11 protein-coding genes are annotated in these 15,435 nt (G+C 63.4%); 7 read left to right on the top strand and 4 right to left on the bottom strand.

Translation table 11 applies throughout. The annotated features are described in order from the left end of the window. Window positions 1–98: 98 nt before the first annotated feature. Together LH62_RS32695 and LH62_RS28250 are read right to left on the bottom strand one after the other, a co-directional pair. Window positions 99–266 carry a hypothetical protein gene (locus LH62_RS32695; RefSeq protein WP_160299819.1) on the bottom strand — a complete coding sequence of 56 codons (168 nt, stop codon included), beginning with the start codon at window positions 264–266 and terminating at the stop codon, window positions 99–101. Window positions 267–744: 478 nt separating this feature from the next. Beyond that, window positions 745–3,288, bottom strand: coding sequence for a phage/plasmid primase, P4 family (locus tag LH62_RS28250; RefSeq protein ID WP_052214199.1), 2,544 nt, complete (start codon window positions 3,286–3,288; stop codon window positions 745–747). A 1,818-nt stretch (window positions 3,289–5,106) separates the two neighbouring features. Between LH62_RS28250 and LH62_RS11265 the strand changes: the two genes are divergently transcribed. The 4 genes from LH62_RS11265 to LH62_RS29225 all read left to right on the top strand — a co-directional run bounded on the left by LH62_RS11265 (window position 5,107) and on the right by LH62_RS29225 (window position 8,440). Next, entirely contained in the window at window positions 5,107–5,610 is a 504-nt protein-coding gene (locus LH62_RS11265; RefSeq protein ID WP_052214197.1) for a DUF2924 domain-containing protein, read from the top strand. After that, a complete protein-coding gene (locus LH62_RS11260) occupies window positions 5,607–6,962 on the top strand; it encodes a recombinase family protein (RefSeq protein ID WP_082012489.1) in 1,356 nt (451 codons plus the stop codon). The genes LH62_RS11265 and LH62_RS11260 overlap by 4 nt, the downstream gene beginning before the upstream one ends. Beyond that, window positions 6,959–7,345: a hypothetical protein gene (locus tag LH62_RS11255; protein ID WP_043361334.1), complete on the top strand. Its 387-nt coding sequence runs from the start codon at window positions 6,959–6,961 to the stop codon at window positions 7,343–7,345. The genes LH62_RS11260 and LH62_RS11255 overlap by 4 nt, the downstream gene beginning before the upstream one ends. A 213-nt stretch (window positions 7,346–7,558) precedes the next feature. Beyond that, window positions 7,559–8,440 (top strand): tripartite tricarboxylate transporter substrate binding protein, encoded by an 882-nt coding sequence (locus tag LH62_RS29225; protein WP_236552532.1) that lies wholly within the window; start codon window positions 7,559–7,561, stop codon window positions 8,438–8,440. Here LH62_RS29225 and LH62_RS11250 read toward each other — a convergent pair. Next, window positions 8,410–9,162: an SDR family NAD(P)-dependent oxidoreductase gene (locus LH62_RS11250; protein ID WP_043361333.1), complete on the bottom strand. Its 753-nt coding sequence runs from the start codon at window positions 9,160–9,162 to the stop codon at window positions 8,410–8,412. The two genes, LH62_RS29225 and LH62_RS11250, sit on opposite strands and share 31 nt — an antisense overlap. Before the next feature lie 238 nt (window positions 9,163–9,400). On the opposite strand from LH62_RS11250, the gene LH62_RS11245 reads away from it, so the two are divergent. Then, on the top strand, window positions 9,401–10,225 hold the full coding sequence (locus tag LH62_RS11245) for an amidohydrolase (protein ID WP_160299818.1): 825 nt from the start codon (window positions 9,401–9,403) through the stop codon (window positions 10,223–10,225). Window positions 10,226–10,270: 45 nt separating this feature from the next. Next, complete coding sequence (locus LH62_RS11240) at window positions 10,271–10,717, top strand: hypothetical protein (RefSeq protein ID WP_236552531.1); 447 nt, start codon at window positions 10,271–10,273, stop codon at window positions 10,715–10,717. 351 nt (window positions 10,718–11,068) lie between these two features. Here the strand turns inward: LH62_RS11240 and LH62_RS28245 are convergent, their stop codons facing one another. Continuing rightward, window positions 11,069–13,099 (bottom strand): methyl-accepting chemotaxis protein, encoded by a 2,031-nt coding sequence (locus LH62_RS28245; RefSeq protein WP_052214191.1) that lies wholly within the window; start codon window positions 13,097–13,099, stop codon window positions 11,069–11,071. A gap of 899 nt (window positions 13,100–13,998) precedes the next feature. On the opposite strand from LH62_RS28245, the gene LH62_RS29220 reads away from it, so the two are divergent. After that, window positions 13,999–15,288, top strand: coding sequence for a pyridoxal phosphate-dependent aminotransferase (locus LH62_RS29220; RefSeq protein ID WP_201445468.1), 1,290 nt, complete (start codon window positions 13,999–14,001; stop codon window positions 15,286–15,288). Window positions 15,289–15,435: the final 147 nt, after the last annotated feature.

The following is a 15,435-nucleotide window of genomic DNA, read 5'->3' as shown; positions in this document are numbered from 1 at the left end:
GTCGGTAATTTCGCAAGCAAAGAAATTCAGCGGGGGCTCGGTCACGGCGCCGAAGGGCGTCGACTTTGACACCCCCTCCCCCATCGCGCTCAGCGCAGTCATGGTCGCGCATCCACCCCGTCGCGCTGCGACTCTCGTCGGTGACAGGGGCGGCAGATCGGCTTGAGCCAGCGTCGGTCGAGCCGCAGCGGGTCGTGGATGCCGTGGAACCCGCGCATATGGTGCACCTCTGTCGCTGCCGTGACACGACCGGCGTCCTGGCACATCCGACACAGTGGCTCCTCAGCCAGCACCTGCAGACGTAGCCGCCGCCAATCTTCGCCGTACCCGCGTGCCGTGCTGCTGGCGTTGCCCTCGCGCCGAAAGCCAGAAGCCGATGGCTTCCAAGCTTCAGAGCGGTGCAGCGGTGAACGGAGAGGCATGGCGGCGTCCTCGGGACGAAGCGCCGCAGTGCAGGCAGCGCACGCCAACTATGCCTGCCACGACTGCAAGGAACAATAACCTTCCCTTTCGCTCTACTACGAAAGCTCCCGCACTTCACAGAAAGCCTGAGCGAGCACGAAAAGCTGACCCGCGTGGGATGTGTCGGTTATCGTTGCTGGTGACGGGTAGTGACGGGTTCTCCCTATTTAACCGTATATGTACGCGCACAGGGGTCGACCAAACATGCAACGCAATTACTGCAACACGCATATACGGAGATATAGGGACAACCCGTCACCACCCGTCACCAGCGGGTCTGCGTCACCAGACGCCGGTGTCGGACGGCAAGAGCTTCAGGCCCTTGAACACAGCGCCGGTGTTCGTCCGCTTCTTGACCGCATGGCGCTCGAGAGCCTCACTGAACCGCTTTTCAGTCCCAGGCTCCTCGTTCCGGGATGAGCACCATTCCTTCCAGTCGGAGAACAGCACGCGGGTCCCGGTTTCGGCCTTCGGATCAAGCAGGCAGCGTGTGTTTACCCACTCTGCAAGAGTATCCTCGTCTTCGAAATAGCTGTCGGTCGCCGACCTGATCACTGGAGGTGGATTCAAGCCTTGCTGCTGCCAGTCCAAGCAGCCGCGAATTGCCCAGGCAAGGATACCAGGGAGCTCCGCCCGCAGGGTCTCCGCAAGCGAGGGATCTGGGACGGCTGGGACGTAGGTAAGCGGGACCAAGTGCAACCGCCGACGCATGGCTGCGTCCGGGTTCCGGAGTGCTGGCCGGTGATTGCCCGCAATCCAGAGTTTGAACTGTGGCGTGAATTCGAAGGGGTCGCCGTGCATAACACGGGCGGTGATGCGATCCCCACCGGTGAGCGCCTTCAAGCGCGCCTCCGCCCAAGGCCGGTCCTGCGCGGTTTCGGTCACGAGAACGAGGCGTGCGCCGCGCAGCGCAGCCAGGTGCGTTGGATGCTGCTCGCCACTCCCCACAGTGAACACGTCAGCCATCGCCACTTTCGCATAATCCCCAAGCATGGCAGCTATGGTGCTCAGCAGAACGCTCTTGCCATTCTTGCCCGGACCGAAGAGAAAAACGAAGGCATGCTCGTCGGTCACCCCAGTCAGAGTGTAGCCAATAAATCTTTGTAGGTAGCGAATCACAGCCTTATCGCGTCGGGTGATCTGAAGAAGGAAGCGGTGCCACCGTGGACACCGCCCTCCTGGTCCGACCGAAGTCACCTTGGTGACTAGGTCATCCCGGCGGTGCGGACGCAGCTCTCCCGTGCGCAGGTTGACTACGCCGCTAGGCGTGTTGAGTGCCCAAGGATCGGCATCGAAGTCGCCAGTCTTTCGTGCATGTCTCGGATCTGAGCGCGCAAGACGTTCGACTGCCGCGATCGTATTTGCGCTGACGAGCCGCTTGGCAACCGCTGCTCCGCTTTTGCCGCCGGCCTTCGCGGTGCCAGCGACGCCGCGGCACAGCTCACGCGCTCGGCTGAAGATGTGCAGGGTCTCGTCTGCCATCCAGCGACTTCCATCCCAGAACAACCAGCGGTTCCAACCAGCCACATAGAGCGCCTGCCCGTTCAGCAGCACACTGAGCGCCAAGGCCACGCTGTCGTCTGAGAACTCCGGTGATAGGTTCGCTTCACCACCCTCATCGCCGGCGGGTAGAAGGAAGGCGTCGCAGGTCAGGTCGTCGATTGTGAGCCATCCAGCGTCCAGCATTTGCCGCACGAAGATCAGTCGGTCCACGCCATCGCAGTGGGCATGTCGGCAATGATAGACGAAGCCGCGACTAGTGCTGTCGCTTGCGTTCTTGACGAACGTGGCATCATCGGTCCCAGCTTGGCTGTGGGCGTGCTCGTTCACACAGCGGAGATGATGCTTTCCCTCGACCACCTTGCCGGTGAAGACAACTGGAGAGCGTGCTTGCAGCGCATCGACGATCTGGAAGCGTGGTCCCAGCTCCGACGCCCACGCCGCCAGGTCGTGGACCTGACCCGTTCGCGGGTCGACGTATTGGAACTCGTCTGGAGGCAGCCCCATCGAGCTCCGCTTGGAGCGCCCCTGTTGCCTGCCCCTGCTCGGCCCAGCCTTGGGCAGAGCGAAGAGATCGCACTCGGTGCCGTCCAGGATCGCAGTCTCGGGCAGTGGACCATCAGCTGGACGGCGCGGCATGAAGAACGCTCGAGACGTGTCCGTGCAGGCTTGGTCGATCTGGAGGCCGAGTGAAGCGGCTAGCGCTTCGACCTGTTCTTTCCAGACTTCGTTGGCTTCCTGCTGGTTCCGGTAGTTGGCCGCCTCCCAGGGGCGGAGCAGCGGTATGACTACTCGGAATTTTGGACAGGGCTGGTGTTCGAAAACGATGTATTCGGCATCCTCCTGGACCAGAGTCGCACCTGCGGCGATGCGGGGTAGGTAACCCTTCTCGACCATGAGAAAGTCGGCTGGAGCCGTCGTAGGGTCGGCAGCTGCGGCTCGGAACTTCTCCCAGTTGCTCCGTCGGATTCGAGTGCGGGTCGTCATGTGCGAGTGGGTCGAGGTGATGATCGCCGCATAGCCTTTCGCGGCTATCGCTGCGGCGATCTCCCTCCGAGTTGTCCCGTCATCGATATCGAGGAAGACCAGCTCGATCCGCCTCGCATCTGCGTTGCTCCGCCGAATGCCGGAGAACACGGCTGGGACGATGCAGCTGCCCTCCTTGGGACCGATTTGGTGGTCGCTGAGGAGGCCGCCGAGTTCCAGCCACGAGTAGCTTCGGACGTCGGCCCAAGGTGTCGTCTGGTTGAAGATGCCGAAGGTGCAGGTGTAATTCTGGTCAGACCCAGCGGGCGCCTCGCGCTGTGTTTGAGCGTTCGCGGTCATGATGACACTCCTTCACGCTTGGCCCGCTCTCGGCGCCAATGCTCCCGCAAGGCGCGGCCGGTGTTTTCCAGCGCCACTTCAGGGCTTGGGGTTGGGGTCTCTGAGGACGTCGGGTAATCCAACTGCTCTCGCCAGCGGCGCCGGAAGGATGGGTTCCGCCGCGGATCGCTCATGGCGGCGGCCGATGCGGCGTCCTTCATGCGGACCTCCGCTGCGCTGCCTCATAGGCTTCGATATCCTCGACCCTATAGGTGACGATCGCGCCCAGCTTTAGATACGGGGGCCCTTGGCGAAGCGACCGCCACCGCTCCAGTGTGCGCGGACTGATGCGCCAGCGACGCGCCAAGTCGAGCTGCGTCATGTGGCGTAAGGTGAGGGGAATAGATGACGCTGGTTCAGCAGCGCGCTGTGTAGTGAGCTTGTCCATGAGGTCGCCTCATCGAGAAACGGCGCGGGATGCGCCGGGCGACCTCGTTCTTATGTGGGCTGATGCGTGCCGGCGAAATGTTTTTGAATTATTTTAATTTAGCCCGGCCGGGGTAGATATTCCAGCAATCACAATGCCTTAGCAGGCCCAGAACTTGTCATTTCCGTGGTTTTTTGCGGTAGGGACCCCGTGGTCCCTGCCGGTTCCAAGACTCCGGCGTTTTCGCCTTCCGGAGTTTGAAGAAGCTTTGCTTATGGATAGGACCAGAGAAGAATGCCCGGGCGTCCGCATAGCAGTCTTCCCGGCTCGGAGGCGGCTCGCCGGGAGGCAAGCCGGCGACGCGAATGTCAAGCCACTTAACGCATAGCTCCGGGGTATAAGTCGGCTTCAACGGTTTTCGGGCAGTGCTGTCGTCCGGAGCCGCGTTCTGGTCACCATTAGCCGTGTTCGTTGTGGTTCGAGGCGACCTAACATCGGCAGTGTTCGCGCCGTCGACCGCCTCGACTCTGGCTCCCAAAAGCACCTCGACCTTCGGGTCTGATGGCACGCTCGTTTCGTAGAGGACTAGCTGAACTTCGTTGCGGAGAAAGCTGAACGTTATCTCTGTCCGAGGATTCTCGTGACGATTCTTGTATGCCCACAGCGCCGTCTCCAACTGCGCAAATGGCACCGCTACCTTTTTGGCGTGCACGCCCTCCGACTGAGGATAGCCGGTAAGCTGCAGATCGAGTCGCTTGCAGAGAAATCGAAGCACGTCCTCGGTCAGAAACTCCTCACGATGGGACGCGAATCGGTAACGCCCGTGCCTGCCGGCACGGGACTCCGCCTCGGCTTCGGGGCTTCGTTCCCGATATATTCGCGCCAGACGTGGCGAAAAGACTTCAGCTGCCTGGAGAAGGGTCCAACCGCCCGGCGGCGGCCCAGGGAGTGGGGAAGTGTTGCGAGCTTCCGCCTGAGGGGATGCGAGGCTCATATGGCAGTCACTTTCGATCCGGTATTAAGACTTAGGGTTCCGTTCAGTCCGACTCCGGCATGCCTACCGAGGCGGTCTTCCAGGTTAGGTGTTGAACACCCGCACTCGCTACGATGCACTCCGCTGCGTTTATAAAACGGCGCCATTGCCCCTATATGTCGCTGTTTTCCCTATACTTTCCGCCCATCCAGTATCAGCTTGGCAGGCGAACCATGATCTCCACGCCCCAAGCTCCCCAGCTCCCGCCCCACCTCCGCGAGGTCTGCTCCATCCTCGGAGTCGGCTTGTTGCGGATCCGGCGGCTCGCCGCCGAGGATTTCGGCCGCGATGCCGCACAGCCCAGTGACCAGGGAGAGAGTTCGCTACACTTCCGAGCTGACTAGAGCGTGCATGCAAACCGGAATAACCGGAGACCCGCATGCCCCGCATAGCCACCCAGCAGCCCCCACAGGCGCCGGCGCCGACCGTCACCACCATCCCGCCGGCGGATGTTCTGGGCCGCCTAGCCGCCCTGCAGGCCGCGCCGATCGCCCACTTGAAGCAGCAATGGCGCGAGCTGTTCGGTAAGGAGCCCTCACCCTTCAACCGCGCCTACATTCAGAGCCGGCTCGCCTACCGCATCCAGGAGCTCGCCTATGGCGGCCTGAAGCCCGAGACGCGGGCCCGGCTGGAGGCGCTCGGCGAGCAGCTTGACGGCGGCAACGTTGTCCTCCGCCGCATCCGGGCCGACAGTCGGCCGCTGCCCGGGACACGGCTGATCCGCGAGTACGACGGCATCCAGCACGTGGTCACGGTCCGCGGCGACGATTTCGAATACGAGGGACGACCCTACCGGTCCCTTTCCGCGATCGCCCGGCACATCACCGGCACCCGCTGGAACGGCTGGACCTTCTTCGGGCTAAAAGGGAGGCCCGGCGTATGAGCCGCCGCAAGCTGCCGGCTGACAGCGTCATGCCGGCCTCGGTCAAAAAGCTCCGCTGTGCCGTCTACACGCGCAAGAGCACCGACGAGGGGCTCGACAAGGAGTTCAACACCCTCGACGCCCAGCGCGACGCCTGCGAGGCCTACGTCGCCTCCCAGCGCGCTGAAGGCTGGCTGCTGGTTCATGACCGCTACGACGACGGCGGCTTCTCCGGCGGCACGCTGGAACGCCCGGCGCTCAGGCGGCTGCTGGCCGACATCGAGCAGGGCCGGGTGGACGTGATCGTCGTCTACAAGATCGACCGGCTGAGCCGATCGCTGATGGATTTCGCCAAGCTGGTCGAGACCATGGAGGCACACGACGTTACCTTCGTCTCGGTCACCCAGAGTTTCAACACCACAACCAGCATGGGCCGACTGACGCTCAACGTCCTGCTCTCCTTCGCCCAGTTTGAGCGCGAGGTGATCGGCGAGCGGATCCGAGACAAGTTCGCGGCCTCCCGCGCGCGGGGGATGTGGATGGGGGGCAAGGTGCCGCTCGGCTATGACGTGCGGGATCGGAAGCTGGTGCCCAATGAGGCTGAAGCGGTGCGGGTGCGGCGGGTATTCGAGATTTTCGTCGAGACGGGCTCCGGCACGGAGACTGCCAAGCGGCTCCAGGCGGAAAGTGTGACCAGCAGGTCGGGCCGGCCGCTTGATAAGGGCGATGTCTACAAGCTGCTCAACCTCAGGACCTACGTCGGCGAGGTCACTCATAAGGGGCAGGTTTACCCCGGTGAGCATGATGCGATCGTGCCGCGGCCCCTGTGGGAAAAGGCCCACGCCACGCTGCAGGTCAGCCCAAGGGCCCGAGCCGCTCAGAACCGGCAGCATGCGCCGGCGCTGCTGAAGGGGTTGATCTTCGGCATCGATGGCCGGGCGCTGTCGCCGACGCATTGCCGGAAGAATGATCGACTGTACCGCTACTACGTGGCGCAGCGGGTGCTGAAGGGCGACACGATCGAGGACGACGGCATCGTGCGCCGGGTGTCCGCCGCCGAGATCGAGACTGCGGTGATCAATCAGGTCCGGGCGCTGCTGCGGCAGCCCGAGATCGTCGTCGGCACTTGGCTGGCGGCGAAGGCCGAAGCGCCCAACCTGACCGAGATGGAGGTGCGGGACGCGTTGGAACGGCTGGATCCGCTCTGGGAGCAGTTGTTCCCGGCTGAGCAGGCGCGCATCGTGCGGGCGCTGGTGGAGCGGATCGTGGTGGGGCCGGGCGGCGCGGACATTCGGCTGCGGGTCGAAGGGTTGTCCAGCTTGGTCCGGGATCTTGGCGCGTTTGCGCCTGATGCGGAGCGTGTGGCGGCATGAGTGCGGCGACCAGCATCACGGTCCGAGTGCCGCTCTCAATCCGGCGCCGGCCGGGGCGGAAGACGGTGGTGATGCCAGTACAGGAAGGCGTGCCGGCAGTGGCCACACGCGCTGATCCGGCGCTGGTGAAGGCGCTGGCCAGAGCGTTCCGGTACCAGCGGCTGCTGGACGAGGGGCGATATGCCTCGATCAGCGAGATGGCGGCGGCAGAGCGAATCGAACGTGGCTTTCTCGGGACGCTGCTGCGGCTCACGCTGCTGGCGCCGGAGATCGTGGAGGCGATCCTAGACGGGTGGCAGGCGGAGGGGATGACGCTGCCGGGGCTGATGGAGCCCTTATCAGTGGCATGGGATAAGCAGCATACGGCCCTGGTACGGCAGTAGAGCTCGGAGCGTCTGCTTGACCCTATGCAGCCCAACCCGCACCCTCAGGGGCAAAACCGGGAGGAAATAATCACTATGATATCCCGCCGCATGCTCGGCGCGACTGGCGCCCTTCTCGTTACCTCGACACACCTTCGGGCCCAAGGCAGCTGGCCAGGAGAGCGTCCCATCGAGGTCATCGTGCCCTATCCGCCAGGAGGCGGGGTAGATATCATGGCGCGTGTCACCCTGCCCTTCGTGGCGCAGCACCTGCCGGGGGCGCGTTTCGTTGTCGCCAACCGTGCCGGCGCCGGCGGACAGGTGGGCTTTGAAGCTTTGTTTAACGCGGCGCCAGACGGCTACGTCTTGGGCGCACTGCCGGCGCCGACCATCAGCACCTTCCCGCTCGAACGCCAAGTTCGCTATCGGCCGCTTGACTTCAGCTTTCTTGCGAATGTCGTCGACGATCCGGGCACCATCTACGTCGCCACCAACTCGCCGATCCAAACGCTTCAGGACTTGGTTCAGGCAGCCAAGGTCAGGCCGGGGCAGATCAACTATGGCACCACGGGCGTCGGCTCCGACGATCACCTGCTCATGCTCACTTTGGAAGGGCTGGCGGGGCTACAGCCCATGAACCATGCACCGTTTGCCGGCTCGGCGCCACTCCTGGCCCAGGTGCTTGGTAACCATATTGAGCTTGGCGTCGGCAATATGGCAGAGATCCTGTCGGCCATGCGTGAGGGCCGAGTGCGTGCGCTCGGCCAAGCCGCAGAGCACCGTTGGGAAGCCGCCCCAGACGTTCCAACTTTCCGCGAGCGCGGCTACGACATCGTTGCCGGGTCTGCCCGAGGCATCGCCGGACCGCCGGGCCTGCCGCCTGACATCCGCGCGCGCCTGGAGCGGGCCTTCACAGCAGCCTTCGCCGATCCAGCTTTTACACGGGAGGCCGAGCGAGCCTCTCTGCCTCTGCGACCACTGGTTGGCACCGCCTATCGCGACATGGCGGCGCAGGTCGAAACCTCAGTCCGTGCAATCTGGAAAGTTCGACCCTGGAGCGGTCGAGGCGGCAGCGTGCTGGCGGCTCAGGTCAGAAAAGCTCCGCCATTGACATGAATGGTTTGGCCGGTGACGTAGCCGGCCTCGCGACCCACCAGCATCCGGACGATGGCGGCTACTTCCTCTACCGATCCCTTGCGCCCTAGCGGCACCCCGCCCTCGACCAGCGTAGCGGGCATCGCGCCAGCCGAAGCACCACGCAGGGTGTCGATCGGGCCCGGCGCTACGCAGTTGCATCGGATATTGTGTGGCGCCAACTCAACCGCCAGCGCGCGCATCAGCCCTTCCAAACCAGCCTTCGAGGCTGAGACGTGGGCGCGGTGCGGCGTGCCGATATGGGTCGAGATGCCGGACAAACCGACCAGAGCGCCGCCACCGCGCCGGATCATTTGCGGCACGACGGCCTGCGCCAAGATGAAGGCGCCATCGAGCGCGACCGCCATGATTTCCCGCCATTCTTGGAGCGTCATGGTTAGAAAAGGAGTCTGGCGCCTTAGTCCAGCATTGGCGACGGCGATGTCTATGCCGCCGAACGTCGCTGCTACCTCCTCCGCCATCTGCGCCACTGCATGCGGGTTGGCGACATCAGCGATATAGGAAAGCGCTTTACCGCTCTTGGCGGTGATCTCATCCACCACCGCTTCTACCGCCATCCGATCGGTCCGTCCGTTGACCACAACCGTAGCCCCGTCGCCCGCCAGGCGCAGCGCGATCGCGCGCCCAATATTCCGACCCGCTCCGGTCACTAGCGCGACCTTACCCTCCAGGCTTCCCGTCATCTCCGCACTCCCCCTGCCAAGCTCAGCCGCACCAGGTGAATGACTCGCATTGTGCCGCGCAGACTACTGTGACCTCCGGCGAGTCCAGGCAGAAATGGCAATGGCTCCTTCGCAAACCGGAGACGCGCCAGCTCCCCGCTGCCTGATCCTACCGCACGAGTTTACTCGTGGCATCGGAACCCCAAGGCGGCAACACTGCGCGGCAATGGCCCGAGCCGTGGCCCTGGAGGAGAATGACATGAAGATTGTCGACGCGCAGGTGCATCTCTGGTCAAGCGGTACGCCGAGCGGCCACCACCGCAAAGTGCCGTCCTTCACCGCGGAGGAACTGCTGGGCGAGATGGACGTGGCTGGTGTGGACGCCGCCGTGATCCATCCACCGGTCAGCTGGGACCCAAATTCGAACGACCAGGCCATCGACGCGGCCCGGCGCTATCCGAACCGGTTTGCCATTCTTGGCCAGGTACCCTTAGACCAGCCGTTGGAGGGCCAGGAACGCCTCAAGCACTGGCGCGGGCTGCCAGGGATGCTGGGCTTGCGCTATCCGTTGGTGCTTCCTGAGCAGAGCACCTTCCATGTCGACGGCACGATGGACTGGCTTTGGCCTACGGCGGAGCGCGCTGGGCTACCCATGGCGACAATGGCTGGCCGGTTCCTGCCCGAGTTCCGGCGCATCGCCGAGCGCCATCCGAACCTGCGGCTGATTATTGACCATCTCGGCCTGGTCCGGTCAGAGCAGGATGACGCTGCGTTTGCGAATCTCGATGCCCTGCTAGCCCTTGCGAAGTTCCCCAATGTCGCAATCAAGGCGACCGGCGCACCTGGCTACTCGACCCAACCCTATCCATTCCGAAACATCCACGATGGACTCTGGCGGATTTACGACGCCTTTGGGCCACACCGCTTCTTCTGGGGAACCGACATCACCCGCATGCCATGCACCTATCGGCAATGCGTGACGATGTTTACGGAGGAACTGCCCTGGTTGTCGGACGACGACCTCAAACTGGTTATGGGCCGCGCCATCTGCAGTTGGATCGGCTGGGACCTATCGCATGACTAACGCCGACGTTGAGCAAGGATGCAAAGAGCCGCTAACGACTAAATATTGCCGCCGGCACTGCCGCTGGCTCGTTCCCGAAAGGGCGACCAGTTGTATCGCTATTATGTGGCGCAGCGCGTGCTGAAAGGCGACGCGGCAGTCGAGGACGACGGCACCGTCCGCCGGATATCCGCTGCTGAGATCGAGGCAGCGGTGGTGAACCAGGTCCGGACCCTGCTGCGACAGCCTGAGATCGTCGCTGGCAAGTGGCTGGCGGCGAGGGCCGAAGCACCGGACCTGACGGAGATGCAGGTCCGGGACGCGTTGGAGCGGCTGGAACCGCTCTGGGATGAGCTGTTCCCGGCCGAGCAGGTGCGCATCGTGCGGGCGCTGGTGGAGCGGGTCGTCGTCGGGCCGGGCGGTGCTGACATTCGGCTGCGGGTTGAGGGGCTTTCTGGGCTCGTTCGGGATCTCGGCGGGTTTCCGGTCGGTGCAGAGATTGTGGCGGCATGAGAGTGGAAACCAGCATCACGGTCCAGGTGCAGCTCGCCATCCGGCGTTGGCCGGAGCGGAAGACAGTGGTGACGCCGGCGCAGGAGGGTATTCCCGCTGTGGCCACGCGTGCGGATCCGGCGTTAGTGACGGCACTGGCTCGGGCGTCCTGGTACCAGCGCCTGTTCGACCAAGGGCGTTACGCTTCAGTCAGCCAAGCGCTCCGCCGACATCAACCTTGGTCGGAATACGGCGACCAGCGGCTATCCGGGCCCGACCGGAGTGCCGCCCCACCTTAAAGCGCTGCGAAGGCGAGGGTTAGCGCAGGCCCGGCAGGCCGTGATGGTTCCTGCCGTTAGCGCGTAGCGGCACTCAAGCCGCCCGCACACCTTGTAGGAAGCTGCGGATCTCGACAGTCATGCCCTCCGCTTGGCGCGAGACATCGGTGGCGGCGGTGAGCACATCGGCCGCCCCTTGGCCGGTCTGAGCGGTGTCGCGGCCAACCTCGCTGATGCGGGTCGTCACCTCGGTGGTGCCGGCGGCCGCTTGCTGGACGTTGCGAGCGATCTCCTGAGTTGCAGCACCTTGCTGCTGGACAGCGGCAGCAATGGCGGCAGCAATGCTGCTCACGGAGTCGATCGTTCCAGCGATACCGCCGATGGCGCTGACGGTGCTCTGGGTGGCTGCCTGGATCTGATCGACTTGGGCGGCGATCTCCTGCGTCGCCTGAGCGGTCTGGTTCGCCAGGATCTTTACCTCAGAAGCCACCACCGCAAAGCCCTTGCCGGCCTCGCCAGCACGGGCTGCCTCAATGGTGGCATTCAAAGCGAGCAGATTGGTCTGGCCGGCGATATCGCTGATCAACTTGACCACCTCGCCGATCCGCTGAGCGGCCTCGGCTAAGGTTCGAACGGTCGCGTCGGTGCGCTTGGTTTCGGCGACGGCCCGGTTGGTCATCTCGGCGGACTGCGAGACCTGGCGGGTAATCTCGGAGACCGAGGCGGATAGTTCCTCGGCAGCGGCAGCGACGGTCTGCACATTGGCATTAGCCTCGCCCGCGGCATTGGCCACGGCATTGGCGCGGGAGGCGGTGCGGTCGGCCGCCTCGGTCATGCCCTCGGCCGTCGTGCCCAGCTTGGTGGCCGCGGACGCCAAGGTCTGGATCATCTCGCCGGCGCGGTTCTCGAAACCGTTGGTCAGGGCGAGCAGGCGCGCGGCATGCTCGGCCTTGGCCGCTTGCTCTACGGCCTGGGCAGCGGACTGGGCATCAGCCGCCTGCAGCCCGTCGCGGCAGATGCTGATGGCGCGCGCCATGCTGCCTAATTCGTCCTGGCGATCTTTTGCAATGACCACCCCGTCATAGCGGCGTTCTGCCAGAGCTGTCAGGGACTCCGACAACTGCTGCAGCAGGTTGCGGATGGTCCGCAATACGGCGCGGTTCAGCACCGCAACCAACGCTAAGATGGCAAGGGCGGCGCCAGCAAAGGTCAGCAAGCTCGCCCGAGCGGCCACGAACCGGGCTTGGGCTTCGGCGGTCAAGCTGCGGCTGGATTCGGTAACCAACTCGTCGACGAAGCGAATGCGCACAGCATTTTCGCTGTTCCAACGCTGCAGTAAGCCCGGCTCCGGCTTGCGCCCTTCGGCAATCGCCAGGATCTCCTGTCGCATACGCTCTAGGCTCTGGGTTTCTGGACCGGTGCGATAGGCCTGCCATTTCTCAGCGATGGCGGGGGGTGCAATATTGCGCACTTGGTCGCCGAAGCTGCGCAACTCGTCGGAACCTTCCAGAAAGCTGGCAAGGGCAGCAACCGACAGGGTGCCGTCGCGCAGCGCCTGGCCGCCTACCGAATTCTCGCCCGAAACGCCTTTGGAAACCAGCAAAACCGCCTGAAAGGCGAAGGCTCGCTGCTTAATTACCGGGTCCTCGGTCAGCGCCGCCAACCGGGCGACAAGTTCATAGCCGCGCGCGAGAATGGGCCGGATTAGACGGACCGAATCGGCGACGACAACGCTGCGCGCTTCGGACTTGTCGCGGAATGCGCCGAGTCCCTCAATGTGTTTCAGCATGAAATCAATGGCTTCCCGAGCGACCGGGTCGGCCAGCGGCGCCGCCGCGACTGCCCCGCGGAAGTCCTGCAGGTTGCGATCGGTTACTGCCCGCTCGGCCAGCATGCGGGTCCGATCCTCAGCCGCGCCACTGCTGGCATAGGCCCGCGAGGCACGCCCTTCGCCTGCCAGCATATAGGCGAAGCGCGCTCCGGCGCTGACGAGTTGCTCCAGTTCGACCACTCGACCTGCGGCCCGCCAGGCCGACAGGCTGTTGGCCGCCAGGATGCCACTGAAGGCCAGAGCCGCGACCAATGGCACCATGGCAACCAGCAACAGAAGCCGCGACAGGCTCATATTTCGCATCATGGTCTTCCAAGTTGGAATACGGGTGAAACCAAAGCGGTTTGCCCGCAATCCTACCTGCGTACTATTTCGGAATTATCACTGACCGTGCCACAATGAGGTGCAGCAAAGTTGCCGGGCTGATCGGCGCGTCTGACTCGCGCACGATGAGCGTCAGTCCCGCTGTGCTGAGCCGAGTCCTCACCGAAGCAAGAGCATTTTTCGTTTTGTGGCGCGCTGAGTACTGGACAGGTCAATCGGTTTAGAATTCGGCAGCATCAATCGGCGATACGGCCAGCATGAGCATCGAATCTGGCTGCTTAGAGCGTTTACAGGCCGCACTCGCCGGGCGACGTACCCTGCCCTACTGCGACGTTCTGATTGTAGCCTGCTTCGATGCGGGCATTTTCCTGGCGCAGGCGAACATGGATCTGCCAGAGTGGCTGAGAACAACGCCAACTTGGGCTCACGCGGCTGTGTCCGTGGGGCGTTCAGCGACCCACCGCACCCTTGAGGCGGGTCTGCCTATTTAGAGCGAGCCGGCAAGGCCGCTGGCGGCACCCAAGCCTATGGGGTTCACCCATCTGCTTCGATCACTGGATCTGCTGCAATGCCGGCCGCGCCGTCCCATGTATGCGTAGCACTTCATCCCACTCGTGCTCCGGCGTCGATGGTTGATTGCGATACAGCGACCGTCAGCAATCAAAATCGCGGAATGCGGCACACGAGGACTACGGCGTCATCGCCGAGAACGTCCGCAATCTCCACCATCTTGATACTCGCTCCGGAGCAAGCCTGGGCACTATGGCCGACCAGCAGCTCGGCTTGGGTGCCACACAACCCCTCGCGCTTGACCCACGCGATCAGTCCTGCTTTGTCGTGCGGTACGGCACAGTAATTTTCTCTGACCGATGAATCTTCTGGTGCGCCATACGAGCGTAAGATTTTTCACGTGCGTCAAGAAGCTGCCAAGCTTGCTGCCGCAGAACGATGGCGACACTACAGGTATCGCCCTTATGCGCCTCTCCTCACTAGCCGAAGAACTCGCGGCCCGATCTGGTTCGGCCTGCGGGCTGCACTTCGAAGCGCTCGCGGCGTTGGCTCGTGGTGAGGATGTGATCCTGCTAACCATCGGTGATCCAGACCTCCACACTATGTCTCCCGTGGTCGAGGCTGCCGTGTCTGCACTGCGCCAAGGTGACACCCATTACACGGAATTTGCTGGGCGCCCCGACCTGAGGCGCGCGATTGCTGAGTTACATCAGGCAAGGACAGGCATTCCTACCCAGGCCTCCCAGGTCATCGTGGGAAGTGGTGCACAGAACGCCATTTTCTCGTCTTGCTTGGCGCTGTTCTCGGCAGGGGACGAAGTGCTGGTTCCTCAGCCGGCCTATCTCACCTACGCAGCAACCGTGCGAGCGTCCGGCGCACAACCAATCTCCACCGCCGCGGCTCCCGACAGCCTGCGGTTCAACATAGATGCTATGAGAGCCGCTGCGACCGAACGCACACGTGGCGTTCTCCTTGCCAACCCCTGCAATCCGACTGGCTCCGTGTTGCGGGCTGACGAGATACGGGAACTCGCGAGGCTGGCCAAAGATTTTGATCTCTGGGTGATCTCGGATGAGGTGTACAGTTCCCTCACCTACGACGCCGAGCACTTCTGTATCGCTGCAACGCCAGATATGGCTGAGCGCACGGTGACGGTTGGCAGCCTCTCAAAGTCCCACGCCATGACCGGATGGCGCATGGGTTGGGCGATCGCTCCGCATGACGCCGCCTTGGCTATGACGAGTCTTGCTTCCTGCATGCATCACGGACTTCCAGGCTTCGTCCAAGCTGGAGCTCTAGCGGCACTCGAACGCTACAACGAATGCGCAACTGCCATGTGCGCAACCTTCCGATCTCGACGCGACGTAGCGCTTGGCATCCTATCGCAAGCCAAAGGTCTTCTCTGCAGGAAGCCTGAGGCAGGCATGTTCGTGCTCGTGGATGTGTCAGGCACCGGCATGAACTCGTCCGAATTCGCCCGCCGTCTTTATCACGACGCCGGAGTAGCGGTTCTCGACGGAGCCGTCTTTGGTAATTGCGTCGCAGGCCATGTCCGCCTTTCGCTTGGCGCGACCGAGGGAAGCCTTATGGCTGGTTGCGAAAGGCTCACCGCCTTCGCCAACAGTCTCGTTGTGGCAGTTGCCGCCTAACGGGTCAGCAGTTTGTTGTCTCGGCGGCAGCCGTCGTAAATTCATTTTCGCGCAAGATCCGTTCGCGGTGGCTCACCTGCACGACGCACAGCTGCTGCAGGCAGAGACCTCTGATCAGAGTTGGACACGGATGGTGGTCAGGGCTCG

This window comes from Belnapia sp. F-4-1, assembly GCF_000802185.1.
Lineage (GTDB): Bacteria > Pseudomonadota > Alphaproteobacteria > Acetobacterales > Acetobacteraceae > Belnapia.
This window is presented reverse-complemented; position numbering and strand designations above follow the sequence as displayed.

Excerpts from the sequence above, each read along its gene's own strand:
- LH62_RS11260 (WP_082012489.1), top strand. The coding sequence starts at position 5,607 with ATGAGCCGCCGCAAGCTGCCGGCTGACAGCGTCATGCCGGCCTCGGTC.
- LH62_RS32695 (WP_160299819.1), bottom strand. The coding sequence starts at position 266 with ATGTGCCAGGACGCCGGTCGTGTCACGGCAGCGACAGAGGTGCACCAT.
- LH62_RS29220 (WP_201445468.1), top strand. The coding sequence starts at position 13,999 with ATGAATCTTCTGGTGCGCCATACGAGCGTAAGATTTTTCACGTGCGTC.
- LH62_RS11245 (WP_160299818.1), top strand. The coding sequence starts at position 9,401 with ATGAAGATTGTCGACGCGCAGGTGCATCTCTGGTCAAGCGGTACGCCG.
- LH62_RS28250 (WP_052214199.1), bottom strand. The coding sequence starts at position 3,288 with ATGACCGCGAACGCTCAAACACAGCGCGAGGCGCCCGCTGGGTCTGAC.
- LH62_RS11265 (WP_052214197.1), top strand. The coding sequence starts at position 5,107 with ATGCCCCGCATAGCCACCCAGCAGCCCCCACAGGCGCCGGCGCCGACC.
- LH62_RS11250 (WP_043361333.1), bottom strand. The coding sequence starts at position 9,162 with ATGACGGGAAGCCTGGAGGGTAAGGTCGCGCTAGTGACCGGAGCGGGT.
- LH62_RS29225 (WP_236552532.1), top strand. The coding sequence starts at position 7,559 with ATGGCGCGTGTCACCCTGCCCTTCGTGGCGCAGCACCTGCCGGGGGCG.
- LH62_RS11255 (WP_043361334.1), top strand. The coding sequence starts at position 6,959 with ATGAGTGCGGCGACCAGCATCACGGTCCGAGTGCCGCTCTCAATCCGG.
- LH62_RS28245 (WP_052214191.1), bottom strand. The coding sequence starts at position 13,099 with ATGAGCCTGTCGCGGCTTCTGTTGCTGGTTGCCATGGTGCCATTGGTC.